16 protein-coding genes are annotated in these 18,781 nt (G+C 42.2%); 4 read left to right on the top strand and 12 right to left on the bottom strand.

The annotated features are described in order from the left end of the window. Positions 1–38: 38 nt before the first annotated feature. The 3 genes from HQK88_03405 to HQK88_03395 are packed head-to-tail and all read left to right on the top strand — an operon-like array spanning position 39 to position 3,829. The gene (locus HQK88_03405) at positions 39–1,727 is read left to right on the top strand and encodes an MCP four helix bundle domain-containing protein (protein ID MBF0615848.1); all 1,689 of its coding nucleotides are present in this window, start codon (positions 39–41) and stop codon (positions 1,725–1,727) included. Between the two features lie 55 nt (positions 1,728–1,782). Next, a complete protein-coding gene (locus HQK88_03400) occupies positions 1,783–3,321 on the top strand; it encodes a methyl-accepting chemotaxis protein (GenBank protein MBF0615847.1) in 1,539 nt (512 codons plus the stop codon). Next, positions 3,305–3,829, top strand: coding sequence for a pyridoxamine 5'-phosphate oxidase family protein (locus HQK88_03395; GenBank protein ID MBF0615846.1), 525 nt, complete (start codon positions 3,305–3,307; stop codon positions 3,827–3,829). Before HQK88_03400 ends, HQK88_03395 begins: the two co-directional genes overlap by 17 nt. 95 nt (positions 3,830–3,924) lie before the next feature. On the opposite strand, the gene HQK88_03390 is transcribed toward HQK88_03395, so the two are convergent. The 8 genes from HQK88_03390 to HQK88_03355 all read right to left on the bottom strand — a co-directional run bounded on the left by HQK88_03390 (position 3,925) and on the right by HQK88_03355 (position 11,894). After that, positions 3,925–5,535, bottom strand: a complete 1,611-nt coding sequence (locus HQK88_03390; GenBank protein ID MBF0615845.1) for a DUF1957 domain-containing protein — start codon at positions 5,533–5,535, stop codon at positions 3,925–3,927. Next, positions 5,535–6,419, bottom strand: coding sequence for a DUF4912 domain-containing protein (locus tag HQK88_03385; GenBank protein ID MBF0615844.1), 885 nt, complete (start codon positions 6,417–6,419; stop codon positions 5,535–5,537). The genes HQK88_03390 and HQK88_03385 overlap by 1 nt, the downstream gene beginning before the upstream one ends. A gap of 77 nt (positions 6,420–6,496) precedes the next feature. After that, entirely contained in the window at positions 6,497–7,966 is a 1,470-nt protein-coding gene (locus tag HQK88_03380) for a glycogen synthase (protein MBF0615843.1), read from the bottom strand. Between the two features lie 222 nt (positions 7,967–8,188). Beyond that, the gene (locus HQK88_03375; GenBank protein ID MBF0615842.1) at positions 8,189–8,719 is read right to left on the bottom strand and encodes a cyclic nucleotide-binding domain-containing protein; all 531 of its coding nucleotides are present in this window, start codon (positions 8,717–8,719) and stop codon (positions 8,189–8,191) included. Between the two features lie 11 nt (positions 8,720–8,730). Then, positions 8,731–9,261 (bottom strand): cyclic nucleotide-binding domain-containing protein, encoded by a 531-nt coding sequence (locus tag HQK88_03370; GenBank protein MBF0615841.1) that lies wholly within the window; start codon positions 9,259–9,261, stop codon positions 8,731–8,733. Between the two features lie 100 nt (positions 9,262–9,361). Further along, positions 9,362–10,738: a radical SAM protein gene (locus tag HQK88_03365; protein MBF0615840.1), complete on the bottom strand. Its 1,377-nt coding sequence runs from the start codon at positions 10,736–10,738 to the stop codon at positions 9,362–9,364. 161 nt (positions 10,739–10,899) lie between these two features. After that, complete coding sequence (locus HQK88_03360; protein MBF0615839.1) at positions 10,900–11,250, bottom strand: DUF4189 domain-containing protein; 351 nt, start codon at positions 11,248–11,250, stop codon at positions 10,900–10,902. 470 nt (positions 11,251–11,720) lie between these two features. Continuing rightward, entirely contained in the window at positions 11,721–11,894 is a 174-nt protein-coding gene (locus tag HQK88_03355) for a tetratricopeptide repeat protein (GenBank protein MBF0615838.1), read from the bottom strand. Positions 11,895–12,039: 145 nt separating this feature from the next. Here HQK88_03355 and HQK88_03350 point away from each other — a divergent pair, with 145 nt between their 5' ends. Next, a complete protein-coding gene (locus HQK88_03350) occupies positions 12,040–13,509 on the top strand; it encodes a glycogen synthase (GenBank protein MBF0615837.1) in 1,470 nt (489 codons plus the stop codon). A gap of 8 nt (positions 13,510–13,517) precedes the next feature. On the opposite strand, the gene HQK88_03345 is transcribed toward HQK88_03350, so the two are convergent. The 4 genes from HQK88_03345 to HQK88_03330 are packed head-to-tail and all read right to left on the bottom strand — an operon-like array spanning position 13,518 to position 18,763. Beyond that, positions 13,518–16,007: a DNA internalization-related competence protein ComEC/Rec2 gene (locus tag HQK88_03345; GenBank protein MBF0615836.1), complete on the bottom strand. Its 2,490-nt coding sequence runs from the start codon at positions 16,005–16,007 to the stop codon at positions 13,518–13,520. Next, a complete protein-coding gene (locus tag HQK88_03340) occupies positions 16,007–17,353 on the bottom strand; it encodes a phosphoglucosamine mutase (GenBank protein ID MBF0615835.1) in 1,347 nt (448 codons plus the stop codon). The genes HQK88_03345 and HQK88_03340 overlap by 1 nt, the downstream gene beginning before the upstream one ends. After that, a complete protein-coding gene (locus HQK88_03335; GenBank protein MBF0615834.1) occupies positions 17,350–18,000 on the bottom strand; it encodes a hypothetical protein in 651 nt (216 codons plus the stop codon). The genes HQK88_03340 and HQK88_03335 overlap by 4 nt, the downstream gene beginning before the upstream one ends. Beyond that, on the bottom strand, positions 17,993–18,763 hold the full coding sequence (locus HQK88_03330; protein ID MBF0615833.1) for a TIGR00159 family protein: 771 nt from the start codon (positions 18,761–18,763) through the stop codon (positions 17,993–17,995). Before HQK88_03330 ends, HQK88_03335 begins: the two co-directional genes overlap by 8 nt. Positions 18,764–18,781 lie beyond the last annotated feature (18 nt).

Genomic DNA, 18,781 nt, shown 5'->3' with positions numbered 1-18,781 from the left:
ACATAATAATGAACACCATATTACAAAGGAGCGCAACAATGTTTAAAAATTTAAAAATTGCAAAAAGAATAGGCGGTGCTTTTGGCATAGTTATGCTGCTTATATTAGTCATAGCCGGAGGCGTTTATATTGGATTCAATAAGATAAAACAAAACGTCACACAAGTCAAAGACGAGAGTCTGCCGTATGCTCTTATTGCTGACGATATGGTTTTAAACATAACTCAGGTACAGCAATTTTTAACAGATGTATCTGCAACACATAATGCAGACGGTTATAAGGATGCACAAGAGTCGGCAACAAAGTTTAATGAAGATATAGATAAAGTCATTGGGATGTACAGAGCTGAAGGTAATACTAAGTCACAAAAGAAAATGGAGGAATTAAAAGATTTATTTACCCGCTACTATGATTTGGGTAAGAAGATGGCAGCTGCCTACGTTAATCAGGGAATAGATGCCGGAAACAAAATAATGGAGGATTTTGATAAAATATCCGACGAGCTACAAAAAAAATCCGGAGGCTTCAGGGATGAACAGGTTACAGAAATCAAGGAAAAAACATACGGTATCGTAAATGTATTAGATTCGACACTTGTAAACGTATTGCTGATTATAGCGATTATTTTAGTTATTTGCATTATAGTCACTATTTGGATTAGCCGCAGCATTACCATTCCTTTAAAAATAGCCGTGGATATATCTAATCAGATGACACAAGGTGATCTAACAATGGATATTAAAGTTACATCAAAAGACGAGACAGGAGAGCTTTGTTTAGCAATGAAAACATTGCTTGAAAAGTTAAAAAACATCGTGTGTGATATAAGGCAGGCCTCAGGACAAGTAACAACCGGCAGCGGAGAGTTAAACTCAAGCGCTCAGCAACTTTCCGAGGGCGCTACCGAACAGGCGGCAGCAGTTGAGGAGGTATCCTCATCAATGCAGGAGATGGCTTCTAATATTAAGCAAAATGCTGATAACTCCCACCAAACAGAGCGGATGTCTGCTAAAGCAGCTCAAGACGCACAAGAAAGCGGAAAAGCCGTGGATGAGGCAGTTACTGCTATGAGAGAAATTGCAAGCAAAATCTCAATTATAGAAGAAATTGCAAGACAAACCAACCTCTTAGCGCTTAACGCTGCTATTGAAGCCGCCCGTGCCGGAGAGCACGGTAAGGGTTTTGCGGTTGTGGCCTCAGAAGTAAGAAAACTTGCGGAAAGAAGCCAAAAAGCAGCCGGTGAAATCAGTACCCTGTCATCAAATACGGTAACAGTCTCGGAAAAAGCAGGCACTATGCTTAAACAATTAGTACCTGATATTCAAAAGACGGCAGAGCTGGTTCAGGAAATCAGTGCGGCAAGTAATGAACAAAACTCAGGCGCCGAACAGATAAACAAAGCAATAATACAACTTGATCAGGTGATTCAGCAAAATGCCTCAGCCTCTGAGGAGATGGCATCAACCTCTGAGGAGCTGACACATCAAGCTGAGCAACTACAAAACACAATATCGTTTTTCAGAACCGGCTCAGAGAGCACACATGCTGTAAGAAGCGCTCAATCAGGCATGGGAAAACCACAATCTCAGAAACCAGCGGCTGTCACACAGCGCCTGACTCATGAGCCAAGAGCGGCTGTTCACAAACTGGTTGCGAAACCAAGCTCAATTGATCTTTCTGATAACCCCAGAGGTTCTTCAGATGACTCGGAGTTTGAAAAATATTAGACCCAGATGGCTGTTAGGATTTGATATTAAAAAAAAGGAGAAACTAATGAAGGACATGACCGTTAAGGCAAAGATGTTATTATTAGCAGTGATGGTAGTTGTTTTTACAACATTGATGGTCTTTATAGCTTTTATGAGTGTTTCTACTCTGTCATCAATTGTTAACGATATGCACAAGGACAGTGTGCTGGCTACGCGATACCTTGCCGCTGCCCAGGACGCTATGTGGCGTCTTCGTTTTGGCATTTCTCAGTACTTAGCCGTGCCTGACCGTGAGAGCAGAAAAAAGATAATAGCGGAGAGTCCAAAATGGTATAACCTTATGGATGAGAATCTAAAACTCTACTCCGGCACAAAACTAACAGACGAAGCTAAATCCGCCCTGCAAGCAATGAACGACATCTTTGGGCAGTACAAAGAGGCACGTCCTAAATGGTTTGAACTGATGGAGGCAGGAAAAACTGAGGATGCTGCAGCGTTTCGAGCAAAAACAATCCTCATTTCCGGAGCTGGAAGCGTCGAGGCCCTAAATAAGCTGATTGACATTCAGACAAAGCACGGTAACGAAATCAATACGACATCTGGTATAACTGTGAAGAACATCAAAATAAAAACATTTGCTGCAGGTTTCATTATAGTACTTACGATCTCATTAATAGCCCACTTGATAACTTTGACATTATTAAAGCAGATGGGAGGGGATCCCAACTACATTATGAGCATAGCTGAAAGCATTGCTAATGGTGACCTTACAGTGAGAATGGATTCCGGCAAGAAAGAAACCGGCATACTGCTTGCAATGAAAACGATGCTTGAGAAATTAAAAAGCATTGTGAGTGAGGTCAGACAGGTCTCAGGGCAGGTAACAAACGGTAGTGGAGAGTTAAATTCAAGCGCACGGCAACTATCTGAGGGTGCCACAGCGCAGGCGGCCTCAGTTGAGGAGGTATCCTCATCAATGGAGGAGATGGCCTCTAACATTAAACAAAACTCCGATAACTCCAATCAAACTGAACGGATGTCTGCCAAGGCAGCTCAGGACGCACAAGAAAGCGGAAAAGCTGTGGATGAGGCAGTCACTGCAATGAGAGAAATTGCAAGCAAAATCTCAATTATAGAAGAAATTGCAAGACAAACCAATCTTTTAGCGCTTAACGCCGCAATTGAAGCCGCCCGTGCCGGAGAGCATGGTAAGGGGTTTGCGGTTGTGGCTTCAGAGGTGAGAAAACTTGCGGAAAGAAGCCAAAAAGCGGCAGGTGAAATCAGCACCCTGTCAGCTACAACGGTAACGGTATCTGAAAAAGCAGGCAAAATGCTTAAACAATTAGTCCCTGATATTCAAAAGACGGCAGAGTTGGTTCAGGAAATAAGTGCTGCAAGTAATGAACAGAACACAGGCGCCTCTCAGATAAACAAGGCTATAACGGAGCTTGATCAGGTGATTCAACAAAACGCCTCGGCTGCTGAGGAGATGGCATCAACCTCCGGGGAGCTTTCCTCTCAGGCTGAGCAATTGCAAAGTGCAATATCGTTTTTCAGAACCGGCACTGAGGGCACAAATAGTGGGAGATTACGCATTGGGAACACAGTATAAGTCGTTAAAAACTGAGGATATAGATTTCATTAAGGAGCAGAGGGTGTTTTTTGTTGCCTCATCAAGCGGCAAAGAGGTGAATCTTTCGCCAAAGGGATATGAGAGCCTTAAAATTATAGATTCTAATACGCTTTTATATATGGATTACCCTGGCAGCGGTGACAGAACGGCAAGAGATATAAGAAATAACGGACAGGTTACACTGATGTTTACATCTTTTACGGAAACTGCCAAAATCCTAAGACTGTTTTGTCAGGGAGAGTTAATAGAAAGAAACACGGAGGGATTTTTAGAGGCTGCAGGCAATTTTAGAGAAGCCAGTCCCGCTGCTATAAGAAGATTCATCATATACCGGATATACGCGGTTGAGACAAGCTGTGGAAAGTCGGTGCCCTACATGCAATACAGTGGTGAAAGAGCTGGTGTAAGAGACTGGGCTCTTAAAAAATCTCTGGATAACACCATTGAAAAGTATATAAAGGACCACGCAACTCCGCCAGAGTTGTAAGTCAAGGATATTGGGAAAAGGATTTTTCCGCAGATTCTCGCAGATCTGTAATTTCCCATCTGTGTTAATCTGTGTCATCTGCGGATTGCTCTTTTTTAAGAGTTCGTTATATCAGCATACACCCTAAAGTCCAGAAACTCAAATATTGAATTTTTGTACTCAAGCCAGTTTATAAACTCTAGGTCAACATTGTTTTCGTTGAAACTTTTCAGCAGTGCGTTGAAGTTTGAAATATGTTCTTTTGTTCTTTTTTCCGAATACTCTATCGCTGTGCCCTGAGTTATCAAAAACGCCCAGTCACTGCTTTGGGCCAGGAGAAGCTCCCTGAGTAGTTGATTTAACACCCTGGCTTTCAGTATTGTTTCCTCTGATTCATAATCGTTCATACTGTAGTACTCATTGGCAAGTTTTTCCATCGTATCTGCCATGTAATGTAGATGCCTGTATATCCACCCGTTGTCTTTATTTAACCATATCTCATAGTAACCGTTTTCTCCCCACGATGAGGGTCTTGGGGATACTGTCTGATTTTTAGGATAATCACTGAGATAATCTATAGCTGTTATGGGTCTTATAGCGCCATCTTTTATAAACTGAGACATCACATTATAGATGAAATCAGGGCCTTCAAACCACCAGTGGCCAAAAAGCTCAGCATCATAAGGCGACACGATAAGTGACGGCCTGTCCATAACTGCGGCAAGCTCATCCGCTTGCTTATACCGTGCCATACAAAAATGCTCGGCATGGAACTTTGTCTTATGAAAAGCCGAATGCGGATCATATGGCAATTTGTCTTCAGTTTCCCCGGTGATTTTATAATATTTTATTCCTGTAAACACACGGTTACCATCTGGTGATATGTATGGCCCAATGTAGTCTATGTCTAAATCATAACCAATGTCACGATAGAAATCACGGTACTCAGGAGCTCCCGGATATCCTGCCTCAGAGCTCCAAACCTGACGTGACGTCTCAGGGTCTCTGGCAAAAGCAGCAAGCCCGTTTAATGTGTGCACAGCAGCATGAACTGAGTGTTTTGGCGCTGGCACTCCGTTAGCTACCCCATGAGACTCCATAAAGAAATACTTTATGCCATACTTTTTAAGGATCTCATCTAAATCCTCATAGTAGGCACACTCAGGCAGCCATATACCATCCGGAGCTTTGCCAAACCTGCGGCTATGACACTGTACAGCTATATCTATTTGAGCTTCTACCGCCTTGACAGACGTTCTTAACAGTGGTAAGTAGCCATGAGTTGCCCCGCAGGTAATTATCTCAAGCTGCCCTTTTTGGGAGAAATACTTGTAACCATTTAACACACTGCTGTCTAAAACATCAGTAAAAAATGATTTAATTTCTAAAAACCGCTTATTATAATACTCTGCAACCGGAAGCAGCCCTTCATCGGTTTTGAGACGTCTCATCTCTTTTTGCGAAAGCTCAATCAGCTTGTCCATATACTTTATGAACTGTTCAGTCAAATACTCGTCTGCAAACATCTCGGCAAGAGGCGGAGAGACAGATACGGTCAGACGAAAGTCCACATTTTCGGCCTCAAACTTCTTTAATCTCATCAGAAGTGGTATATACGTTTCTGAGATAGCCTCAAACAGCCAGTGCTCTTCTAAGAAATAATCAAATTCCGGATGTTTAACAAATGGTAAATGACAATGTAATACGGGTAGCCAGTAGCCTTTTATCACTTGCCTGCCTCCTTATCCTTAGACAATGACCCGCTTGAGCCGGAGGCTGCGGATGAATCTTTTAGCCTCTCAAAGTACTCAAGTATCGACTTTTTGTTACCGTCCTTAAGTCCCAACATTTTAAGAAACTCAAGGAACATCTGCAATAACCTCACGTCTTCAGCACGTGCCTCATAAAACCGTTTTATAATGTCAAGTAGCGCTCTGTCTTCACTGGAGAAATTACGAAATTTTTCCAATAGCCCCATAAGCAGCTCTATGCTTTGTGTATCCTTGCTTCTTATATCCAAAAGTTGGGAGGCTATCTCGATTTCTTTATTGAAAGCCTCAGACTGCCCTTTAAACGCCTCCTCTTCCTCTTTAGGTTTTTCCGTCTGAAGCGTTATTGTTCCGGTACTAAAGAAATCATCTTTCAGCCCCAGCACAGCAAAAGAAGGGATGTTTACATGGTTTGATTCAACCAGCTCCCTAAACGTGCCTCCGATTTCTACCCCTATTGCCGCAGACATCGGTTTAAAAGCGTCAGGCACTGTGGCATGAAACTCACCCAGCCGACCGCTGACTGCCGCAGAGTATATCTGTTTTCTGTCATCGCTTTTCTTTTGTACAGCTTTTATCTCATAAACCTTTATTATAAATTGTACAGTATCAGGATCTATCGAATTTGCCTCCAACAGTTTGCCAGTTAATTCCCAATAAAGAAAAATACTATGCTCATTTACAGGTAACAACACTAAGGTATCAATATTATATTTAGAGGGAATCTCGTACTGTTCAACTATTGGATACTTTATGGAACCGGATACAAAAAAACCTATCCCGTGGCCGTCCTCTGGCTTTTTAGCCTCTCCTAAAGCAATGTTAACGGAAGTTGCTTCCATATATTCTCCTTGTTAAGGTGTATTTGCCACTCAAACGTGCATCTACACTAACTGCACGGTTCACTTACTGTTAATTCTTACCTGCCTAACATCTTGCTGTAAATGCCAAGGTATCTGTCAGCAGATAACGTCCAGGAATAATCTGTTTTCATGCCGGTTATCATGACTTCTCTGAAAGTATAGGGCTTTTCGTTCCATACAAACTGAGCCCTCGTCAGAGCCGACTCTATGGCTTCATATGTAAAGTCCTCAAAAGTAAAACCGTTTCGTTCGATAAGCGGTTTTTGGGAAAGTTCAAGATCAAACACTGTATCACTTAACCCGCCGGTGTTTCTGGCTATAGGTACTGTGCCGTATCTCATGGCTATCATCTGAGTAAGGCCGCAGGGTTCATAAAGGCTTGGTATCAGTATCATATCGGAGCCTGCATATATAAGGTGCGAGAGTTCTTCATCGTAACTAAGATTCAGACAGCAATCGGAATTTCGCCTGAGGTAGTGTTTGAGATGATGAAAATACTCGTCTATTTCATTATCCGGAGACGATCCCAGAAGGACAAACTGCATTCCCTTGTTGAGGCAGTACAGCAGAGCGTGTCTTATAAGATGAACCCCCTTTTGTGCGTCAAGCCGGCCTACAACAGCCACTATAGGCTTAAACACATTCCTCAGGGACAGTTTCTTTCTGAGTTGTTCCTTATTTTTATATTTATCGTCAATCGTATCAACGCTGTAATTAACCGGTATGTTATGGTCCTTTTCCGGGCTCCAGACATCATACTCAACACCATTAATTATTCCCTCATATTTTGACGCATTAGCAGACAGCACACTCTCAAGGCCCTCGCCAAGTTCAGATGTCCTTGTCTCCATGGCATATTTGGGGGAAACGGTGGTAATATAGTCGGAGTAAACAATGCCGCCTTTCATTAAGTTCATGTAACTCGGAGATAACGTATCTGCCATAGCATCAAGTTCAGTGAAAACTGACGGATTAAGCCCTGCCGTATCCATCAGTTTGTGGGTTACCTTGCCCTGATGCTTTATGTTGTGTATAGTGTAGCAAAGTTTCGTATTAGACAAAAACGAATTTTTATATCTGTAACGCAAAAGTACCGTAATGAGAGCAGTTTGCCAGTCATGGCAGTGAATGACATCCGGCTGTTTACCAGCCTTAAGCATAAACTCCACTGCTGCCACTGAAAACAGTGCGAAACGCTCCTCATCATCCCCCGCCCCGTAAAAACTGCCCCTGTCAAAATACTTTTCCCCGGAATGAGATTTAATAAAATAACACACATTGCCATGTACCATGCCCGTGTGGATGGTACATTTAATTTGTTTGCCTTTAAATGGTACGTAAAGTTCTACAGGATTACCCTGAATATTTTCAACAAGCGAATGGTTCATGCAATCATAGTAAGGCAGGATTATTTCCACGTTATGGCCCTTTCTGAGAAGTTCGCAGCTTAAGCCATCAACAACATCGGCAAGACCGCCTACTTTAGATACAGGTGCGCATTCCGAGGCTATCATTATAATGTACATTATAGACCTCCAAGAGATACTGTCACAAGATTATATTTATTCACAATAATTTGCCAAATTATAAAAACCACTGCTGAACTTCGGAACAATGCAGACTCACTCATACCTAACTAATCCCCAGTCACCTACAACCCATCACCCACCACCCACAACGTCTGCTTAAACAGGAAAAATCACTTCAACACTTTCAGATTAAACTGTGCCGGAGCCAATAATATTGAGTTAGGTACCCATCAAAGCTTTCAGTATTCTTCTATCCAATTGACGAACATTGCCGGATGTCACTTTAGCAATAGATTTCAAAATTTTAACAACAATATAAACATTCGTCTCTTCAAGTTTTAAAAAATCCTCAGAAGGTAAAAGCAACAAGACAGTGTCCTCCAAAGCTACACATTCTGCACTGTGCTTCCTCCTGCTCTCTATTACAGAAAGCTCACCGAAAAAATTCCCTTTTTCCAAGACAGCAAAACGATTTTCCCAGCCATGAGCTGTGTGTCGGATTTCATCACTTTTTATGTTTCTGAGCATAACAAGCATCTTGCTTTTAGTATCAAGTTGCAGTTTTCTTTTTATCTCAACTTTTCCTGAGTGTATAAGATAGAGGCCTTTTGTGGGGTCATTTTCCTGAAAAATAAAACCTTCTTTTGAAAACTCTACAACCCGAAGAATACTCATCACTATTTGCAGTTCGTTGTCATCAAGGCTCTCAAAAAGCACTTGTTTTTTTAAATCCTCTATATCAGGCTTCATATTCGCTCCTTTTAAATTCCTATAAGCAATTTCAAAAGCTGCCTGTCCAGATACCTAAGGTTTTTAGAGGAAACTCTCGCTATAGTTTTAAGCATTTTCAGGATAGTCTCAGGACTTGTCGCCTCAATCACTGCGAATTTGTCCGGACTAAGTAAGTAAAACTCACAATCGGTCACAGCATCGGCATCCGCCCCGTGTTTCTTTTTACCCTCAATCACGGAGAGCTCACCAAAGTACTGTCCCTCTATTAATGATGCAAACAACTGTCTCCATCCAAAGGGGGTTTTCCTGATTTGACAGCAGTTTTGCATATTACGCATAGTTATCAGCATCTTTGTTTTTAAATCTATGGGAAGTTTCTTTGTGATTTCTACCTCCCCTGTGTTTATCATGTAAATACCGCGGGTTTGCTCATTTTCCCTGAATATCGGATCACCCTTTGACACCTTAAACGTATCTACCATCCCGGCAATCTTCTCCAGCTCAGCGCCTTCAATACCATCGAGCAGAATCTGCCTTTTTAAATCATCTACTAAGGACATGCTTGTGCCAATTTTCCTTTCAACTTCTTAATCATTCTTGCCATCTAATTATATTAAATGAAAAACAAGTTTGTCAACAGCTATTTTATTTAACCCTAAATTATTCTAACTTAAAGTCTTTAACGTACTTTTCAGACTCTTTTACCGCATGGCGGATGATGCTTTTACTGTATAGGCCGAAAGCACCATAAAACAGATCAAGCGACATGATGCGTTTAAAGACATATTTCCACGAATAAAATCTTTTCATGGCGTAGAGAGTTTCCATATGAAGTTCTGAGGGGGTCATCTGTGCCGGTCTGAACACGGTGTGGTGGATGTCGTACTTATCCCACTGAGTGTGAAGGATTCTGCCTGCGGTCTTTAAGTCTTCATAGACGGCGGTTCCGGGAAGAGGGGTTAATATCATAAACTGCACCGAATCAATACCGGAGTTGGCGGCAAAATCCACAGTTCTTTTGATGCTTTCAATTGTATCGGTGTCTGCCCCAAAGACAAACATCCCGTGAACTTTTATCCCATGCTCTTTGAGAGCCTTAACGCTTGCGATGTTATCCTGATGGGTTTGTTTTTTCTCATAAGCAATAAGACTTTCCGGAGTTATTGATTCAAACCCAAGACAGGCGGTAAATTTTCCGGCCTGAGCCATAAGTGTAAGCAGCTCCTCATCTTTGACAACGTTTGGCCTCATCATGGCAGACCAACGGGGTGTGATTTTTTCGTCAAGCATAAAGCGGATAATCTGCTTTGTGCGGGTTCTGTTAGCGGCAAAGTTGTCATCCACAAAAAACAGCGGCGAACTTGATACTGAGGCAATCCGCTTTAACTCATCCGTGACACTTTTAACCGATCTAAACCGGTATTTTCTGCCAAACATGGGAGAGACCAGACAAAACCGGCAGTTGTAGGCGCACCCGCGCATTGTAGCCACAGGGTGAATGTTTGAGTGTTTCCATTTATATATGAGGGAGAAATCAACATCCGGTAAAGCGTCGAGGTCCTGGATGAACTCCCCGGTGGGATTATGTTTGATTGTGCCGTCAGGGGTTTTGTATGATACTCCGGCAATTGTGCTGATATCTGGTGTGCCTGTTCTCATATAATTGATAAGGGCAGGGAGTGCAATATCTCCCTCGCCTCTGACGACAAAATCGGCAAAGCCAAGACACTCATCGGGAACAAAAGACGGGTGGGCTCCTCCCATAATCACAGGTATGCCAAGTTTTTTTAATCTCAGCACCGTTTTATATGCAGTGCTGACAGTGGATGTAATCGTGGATATACAGACGACGTCAGAGCTTTCAACAAAATTCCAATCCGGCTGGCTAATGTCTTCTATAAAGACTTTAACCTCACAGCCCATCTTGCTTAAAATTGTGGAAAGCAGCACACTTCCCACACGCGGAATGGGAAATCGCCTGAATATATATGACTCAGGCGATCTGACCTCTATAAACGATACTCTCTTTATATCCATAAATTTTGCAACCTTTGTTATTGTAACACGTTTGAAGTATAAATTACGTTGAAAATGTGGTTTTTGAAATTTCTTAAAAGTTGGAGTTTTTAATCACCCTACAGATACGGTTTCCAGGTGGGAAAGAGCTCAAGGAACCCTTACCCTACCTGTAGAAACCTTTATTTTTCACATTCTGATGCGACTATCACACAATTATGAGCGCAATCATCGAGGGCTTTTGACTCTGCTGTATTTTTATCTTTGCCCCATCCGATTCCAAAGTATTTATTACTGTAAGCAACAGCACCGCATTTTTCAAACCACACGCGGAACTTACAATCTGTGCCACCGTGATCTTCACACGCCTTAATAGAACATGATTTAGCCTGGTCTTTATCGCTGGCACCAGTACAAACACCATACAGTTCATCTTCATCAGAAATTGCTATTGCTCCTGTTGCATAGACCTTCTCTGAATAGCTAAAGACAACAATTAACACTAAGGCCAACAAATACACTAACTTTTTCATGATTTCCCCCTGATACTATTCTAAGGCAGCTAAGCCGCCAATTTGAAACAAACCCGATTTAGTATAAATGATTTGTAACAAAAAGTCAAGATATTTTTTCACCAATTGATTTTATACAACCATTCTATAATTTGATTGAATCAATTGGTGGCACTTTTTGCAACCATATCAAAACCCGCTATACATCTGTTACATCCTCGATTACAGCAGTCGCATAGCACACTTGTAACACCCGTTGGTGCAATCATGCTGATTGCACCACAGTGTTTCCTCTTTGTATTGTTATGTAAATAATCCTTTCATATGCGTTTATCTGCGTCTCTGCGGATAGATATCTTTTAAAGAATTTTTTATCCGCAGATTGCACAGATGTTCGCAGATACAGATGGGCGAATAATTATTCGCCCCTACAAATAATCATGCTGATTGAACAAACACGGGCTGTTCAAAAGCCAACGCCCGCTAAATCCTCATCTCGTGCCTGAACCCGCTAACTTCTCCTCTGCTCTTTTTAAAGAATCCCTTGTACCTTTTGTGTAAGGATGGTTAACCCCTAATTTTTCCTCATATATACTTAAACTCTGCTTAAACAATGGAATTGCTTTTTCATAATTACCAAGATGATAATAATAAGCTAATCCCATATTGTTAAGGTCGCATGCAACATCAGGGTGGTTATCGCCGAAATTCTTAAAGTGATATAAACAACAAACTTGCTGATTTTTTGTGTGCCAATATGCTACAATAAAGGCTGTTGTTGAGATTTACTTAAAAATAGGAGTGTAGTTCATGTATGTAGTTATGGTAACGCCGGAGATAGCGCCGGTAGCAAAGGTTGGGGGGCTTGCTGATGTTGTGTTTGGGCTTTCCCGTGAGCTTGAAATCAGAGGCAATTCCGTGGAAATCATCCTGCCTAAGTATGACTGCATGTGGTACGATCAGATATATAACCTTCAAGTCGTATATGAGGGACTTTGGGTGCCTTATTACAATACGTGGGTACATTGTACGGTGTTTTTTGGTTTCGTGCACGGCAGGAAGTGTTTTTTTATAGATTCACATTCTGACAAAAACTTTTTCAGCCGCGGTGTATTTTACGGCCATGGGGATGATAACGAACGATTTGCGTTTTTTTGCCGCGCTGCTCTTGAATTTATGTATAAATCCGGTAAAAACCCAGACATCATACACTGCCACGATTGGCAAACGGCGCTTGTACCGGTTCTGTTATATGAAATATATCAGCACATTGGGATGAGCCATCCAAGAGTAATTTACACGTTGCACAATTTAAAGCATCAGGGTATCGCTGGTGAGTATGCTCTCCGTGAGGTTGGACTTGACGGCAACAAACTAATCAATAATGAGCGGTTGCAGGATGACCACAACCCACATGCTGTTAACCTTATGAAAGGCGGCATTGTTTACTCTAACTTTGTAACCACTGTTTCGCCTCAATACGCATGGGATGTTCGGACATCTGACCAGGGCTTTGGACTGGGGCACACACTGCACATGCATCAGAGTAAATTTGGAGGCATTCTAAACGGCGTTGACTACGAGGTTTGGAACCCGGAGATTGACCCGCATATCCCGTTTAAGTATGGTCCTGCAAACATAGACGATAAGTATAAAAATAAGGAGGCACTGCGCCACCGGCTGCTCTTAAGGCAAGACCTTAAACCCATAATCTGTGCAATCGGACGCCTTGACCACCAAAAGGGTGTGCATCTAATCAGACACGCTATGTATTACGCACTACAAAACGGCTGGCAGTTTATCCTTCTTGGCTCAAGTACAGACAAAGCATTAAATGATGAATTTATGCACATAAAACAACAACTTAACGATAATCCTGATTGCCATCTGGAAATCGGATACAACGACGAACTGGCGCATTTAATATACGCCGGGTCTGACATGCTTTTGATACCAAGTCTGTTTGAACCCTGCGGCCTAACACAAATGATAGCTATGAAATACGGCACTATTCCTATAGTAAGGAGCACAGGTGGGTTATCCAACACAGTCTATGATGCTAATTACTCAGAGAGACCGTTTAATGAAAGAAACGGCTTTGTCTTTTACGGGACAGATTACGGCTCGCTGGAGGACGCCATGCACAGGGCAACCGGACTTTGGTACTCCTACCCGGGGGATTTCAGGCAACTTATAACAAATGCTATGGGGTATGACTGGTCGTGGAACTGGCCCGGAAAACATTATCTCGATATATACGAGTTTATACGGAATAAGTAGGATTGCCTTTACCACATCCTGTAAAGCTTTTTTATGTTTTCAATCTCGCTTTGTAAATCAAATGCTTTTTTGAGTTTCGTTTGTGCATAGGTTTCCAGTTTTATGCCATCGTCACTTTCGGTAATCTTAACTGCTCCCTCTGTGTCGGTTCTTAAGATGAGTGAGTTGTTAAGCCTTTGTATCACATCCTCGGATGGATGGCCGTATGAATTGCATTTGCCAACACTTATGACCGAAATTTTTGGTGACACGTGTGACAAAAAACTAAAATCTGATGATGTAGCGCTCCCGTGATGCGCCACCTTTAACACATCGCTTTTAAGGTAATCCCCAAGGCTATCCATAGCCCACTCACCCTCCTGCTCAATATCTCCGGTAAATAGAAATGTCCGGTTATGTCCCTTTAGTTGAAAAACAAGTGATGTGTTGTTTACAAGGCGTCCCTTATCAGATGAATAATTCAAAAACGGATGGAACACCTTTATTTCAGCACCGTCAATGTTGATTGAATCGCCCTTTGTCAGATGAACAATTTTGTTTCCCATGCGTTTTAAAATTGATGCGCTATAATTTATAGCGCCATTGTCAAATATCGCTTTGATTTCAAACTTATTGGAAATGGGTACAAATCCGCCCACATGGTCGCTGTCACCGTGGGTGAGAAACACGGCCTCTATTGTATTGGCACCACGATAGCGTAAAAAGCTCTCAAGCTCCCGTCCCGTTTTCCCGGTATCAACGACAATGATTTTTCCCGACTGCGTCTCTATCACCATTGAATCACTCTGACCAACATCAAGAAATGTGACTCTTAGGTTACTATGATTTTGATAAATACTGTAAGCCACCATACTGGAAACCGTTAAGATCAAACATAGAAGTGCTCTTTTTTTGTTTTTAAAAAAGTACAAAACATTAATGTAGAGTACAATCACAAATAGTGGTGGAAACGCACTTATGCCTGTTGCTGCAAACGAAAACCCTGAAAAAAACTCCATTAGTTTTATCGAAAAGCGCAGTATTTCTGAAATTACTGAAACAAACGGCATATATCCGGTTAAAAGAAATGTAAACACTGATGCTGCAATCAAAGGCATTGCTAACACACAGACCACTGGCACAACTACTGAGTTTGCAACTACCGATATGAGCGAGATGTTGTAAAAGTATGATATTGTTATAGGCAGAGTTCCGGCTATTATAGCTAATGTTATCACCAGGTTAACATACAAGTATTGGAGTCCCGTTTTCAGTTTATCGTAAATGTGATTTTTAAGGCCAACCTTAGATGTGTCAGGCTTTTTTTTAACAGTCTTTTCACCGTCTTCAGGTTGTATGATGTTGTTCAATACCCTGTCATTTGCAAGCCCTATAAACATCACGGCATTAAATGAAAGAAGAAAAGACACATTGAATATTGAAGCCGGATCGGTTAGCTCTATCACAAATGCGGCAAACAGGAGGCTGTTCCACCATATACCCTTTCTGCCCAAAAGCAAGGCAGCCATATAGATTCCGATTGTGACAAATGATCTGTAAGCAGGAATCGTCAGCTCGGATATAAAAAAATATGAAGCTATAAAGGGAATGGCTATCAGCGCTGACAGCTGAATTAAACTCAGGTATGTGGTGATTTTAACAATCATTCTAAAGGGCAGCAGGTTAAGTAAAAACCTTATACCCAGAAAAGCTGCAAGTGTAAGCATTGCAAAGTGGCTGCCTGAAACACTTAGAAGGTGAGTAAGTCCGGTGCGTCTGAATATCTCATTTACATGATCTGAGATTGACGATGTATCCCCAATAGTCAGCGCTTTAACGAGGTCTGCGGCATCGCCCTTAAATTTCCTCTCTATTGCATCGGAGAGTTTCTTTCTCAGTTTCGGAAATGTCCAGACAAGTGAGTCAGACTCTTTTAGTGAATAGATTTTTTGTATTGTGGCAACGGGTTTGTAAGGAAATGCGTATGAGCCGGGATTGAAAAGTCTCTTGTCATAGTTAATCTTAATATCCACTACGGCCTCAACTCCGGCATTAACCATGGTTTGGTTATCGTAGAAAAAAACCGTTACCGGCAGAGGTTCAAAGTGGGGCATTATTTTCTGCTGTCCGATGTATTGTTTGATGTGTTTACATGGCAACACACGATATGACTTCATGGAATTAATTGTGAAATCCTGCCGGATAAAAGTCGTCTCCTTACCGGAAAGTGAAGATGTTGTTTTTATCACCACTGGTCTTGATGTGAACACTCCCGTGGCCTCGCTGATTTCAACCGGATTGGAGAAAGGCACAGAGCTTTCCGGTTCGTATCTAAGAGCGCTATAGAAAAATCCGGCTGCTGCCACAAAAAATATTAGTAGAAAAACAGATATTTTCTCTTTCAAGCTAAATAGAAAAAACAGCGCAGAGCTGCCAATGGCCAACGCAGTTAAATAAGGAAAATACAGATATGAATAAAAAAACAATACCCCGATTATAAACGGAGCAAACAGATACATCAGGCCATAAGCCTTTCAACCATCCCTGAGACTCTCTCTGCAATATCATCAACGAGTGCTTTGTTTTGCCCCTCAACCATGATGCGTATCTTAGGCTCTGTGCCGGATGGCCTCACAAGGATTCTCCCCGTACCGTTTAGCTCTGATTCAGCCACAGCAATGGCGCTGACTATTTCGGGAAAACTTCTAAAATCCTGCATTCGGGCAACACGTACATTTTTTAAAACCTGAGGATAGAGTGTAACTTCTGAGACAAGCTCTGACAGTGGTTTTTTCGATTTCCATGCAATGTCAAGAATTTGTATAGCCGTTATAGGGCCGTCTCCGGTTGTGCTGTGGGCAAGGGAAATTATGTGGCCTGACTGCTCACCGCCAAAGTTAAAATTACCCTCAAGCATTTTCTCTACCACATATCTGTCTCCGACTTTAGTGCGCAGAAGGGTTATTCCCTCCCTGTTAAGATAGTGTTCGAGTCCCAAATTGCTCATTACGGTAGAAACCACTGTGGAATTTCGCAGCTTTCCCTGTGCCTGGAGTTCTTTTGCCCATATAGCCATAATAAGGTCGCCGTCTATTGTGTTTCCAAACTCATCACACATAAGGGTTCTGTCGGCGTCTCCGTCATGAGCAATACCCACGTGTGCCCTGTGGCTAATTACCGCTTTAGACAAATTTTCAAGATACAGGGAGCCGCAGTGGTCATTTATGTTTTTCCCGTCAGGGTCGTCATTCAGGCTTATGACCTCAGCACCCAGTTCGGCAAGCAAAAGGGGAGTAACCTTATAAGCTGCTCCGTTTGCCGAGTCAACTACAACTTTTAAGCCTTCAAAGTCCACATCCCGTGATATTGTTGACTTCACGTACTCTATGTACCGTGCCGTTGCATCCTCTAATCTGTACGCTTTTCCAATTTTGCCGGCATGAGGGAGGGTAAGGCCGTTTTTGGTATTAATTACCAGTGATTCGATAGTCTGCTCGATAGTGTCTGAGAGTTTAAAACCATCCCTGTCAAAAATCTTTATGCCATTGTCCTCAAATGGGTTATGTGAGGCTGAAATAACGATGCCTGCATCAAAACGCAGGGATTTAGTTAAGTAAGCAACGCCGGGAGTGGGCAGGGGGCCGACCAGTGTCACATTCATCCCCATTGCACAAATTCCTGAGGTCAGAGCGCTCTCTATTGTGTAGCCGGAAAGCCGCGTATCTTTTCCAATGAGTATCATGTTTTTGCCATTGTTTCTGTGAAGAATCTGTCCAATTGCCATTCCAACCCGTACGACAGTCTCCGGAGTCATAGGGTGCGTGTTTACCGCACCCCTTATACCGTCTGTACCAAATAATTTCATTTATTCTCTCCTGTTATAACAACTGTCACCTTTACTGTGTCTTTTTGTGTGGCAACAGTGTAATTTCTTAGTATGATTGGTACCGTTTTTTCCACGGTTGTGGCTGCGCCTTTTATATCTACCGGTTCGGTTTCTATGTTTGTCCTTTTGGCAAGTGACTGTTTGGTTCCGGTAACGGATACATTATCGGGGTTAACAGTGATTTCAGAGATTACATAGCCTTTCCGTGGGGTTCCCTTTATAACCGGTTTTACGGAGACGGTCTTAGTCAGGAGCTCCTCTATGTGGAGAATTACGTAGGAGGGGGATATGTTTTTAATTGTAAGAGAGGGTGGCAGTTTTATGTTGCTGTTTTTAAGATATACAATACTCTCCCCTGGCTTAACCTTATCCACATCCACATAAACGCTCATATCCTGAGGGCTTATTGCCTTGATTATTCGTTCCTGTCCGGAAATGCTGACATTTACCGTGTTTGTGCTTGTACTGGAAAGCTCATATCCAACCGGGACATTTTTAAATTCTACAGGAAGCTCAAGTATTACCTCAGACTGTCCTCTGAATGTGACAAATGACCAGAGTAAGACAGAAAGCACAAGAGAAATGAGTTTTATCTCCCAGTTTTGCGTTATAAATCGCTTAATCATTATCCCTGCCTGAGCTCTGTGTGAATAAATTGGTAAGTTCCACTCTCAGCTGGTTCATATCAATCTTTTTAATGAAATCTCCTCCTACAGATATGGAAATATCTCCTGTTTCCTCAGACACGATGACAGCCACAGCGTCTGTCTCCTCAGTGATGGCAAGGGCTGCTCTGTGGCGGGTGCCAAGCATTTTATCAATGTCGGGCCGGAAGGAGATAGGCAGAAAACACCCTGCGGCAAGTATCTTATTTGCTTTAATTACCACTGCTCCGTCGTGTATTGGAGATGTGGGATGAAAGATACTAAGCAGAAGCTCTCTGCTAACCCTAGCCTCAAGGTAGGTGCCGATTTCAATGTAGTCCTTAAGTGATGTTTCACGTTCTATGACCACAAGTGCGCCTATTTTTCGTGCCGACAGAGATGCCGCTGACTTAACAACCTCATCTATAGACTTAAGTTCCTCTGCAGGAGTAAAAGGCAAAAAAGGGGCTTTTCCCATCTGTGCCAATGCGCGCCGAATTTCAGGCTGAAACAGCACAACAATTGATACTATTATGTATGTCCAGAAGCTCTGTATTATCCAGTCCAAAGTGTATATCTTCAAATACCCTGAGACCATTGACGTTAAAAGGAGCACTCCTATGCCAATAAGCATCTGCACGGCCCGTGTTCCTTTTATCAGCAAAAAGAGCCTGTAAAATATCAACCATATCAACAGAACATCTACGATATCCTGCCATCTTATCCGCCTGATTATGTCCATAATAAACGTTGTATTAACGGT

The sequence above is a fragment of the Nitrospirota bacterium genome (genome assembly GCA_015233895.1).
GTDB lineage: Bacteria > Nitrospirota > Thermodesulfovibrionia > Thermodesulfovibrionales > Magnetobacteriaceae > Magnetomonas.
The sequence above is the reverse complement of the archived record's forward strand: the minus strand, read 5'-3'. Positions and strand labels throughout refer to the sequence as shown.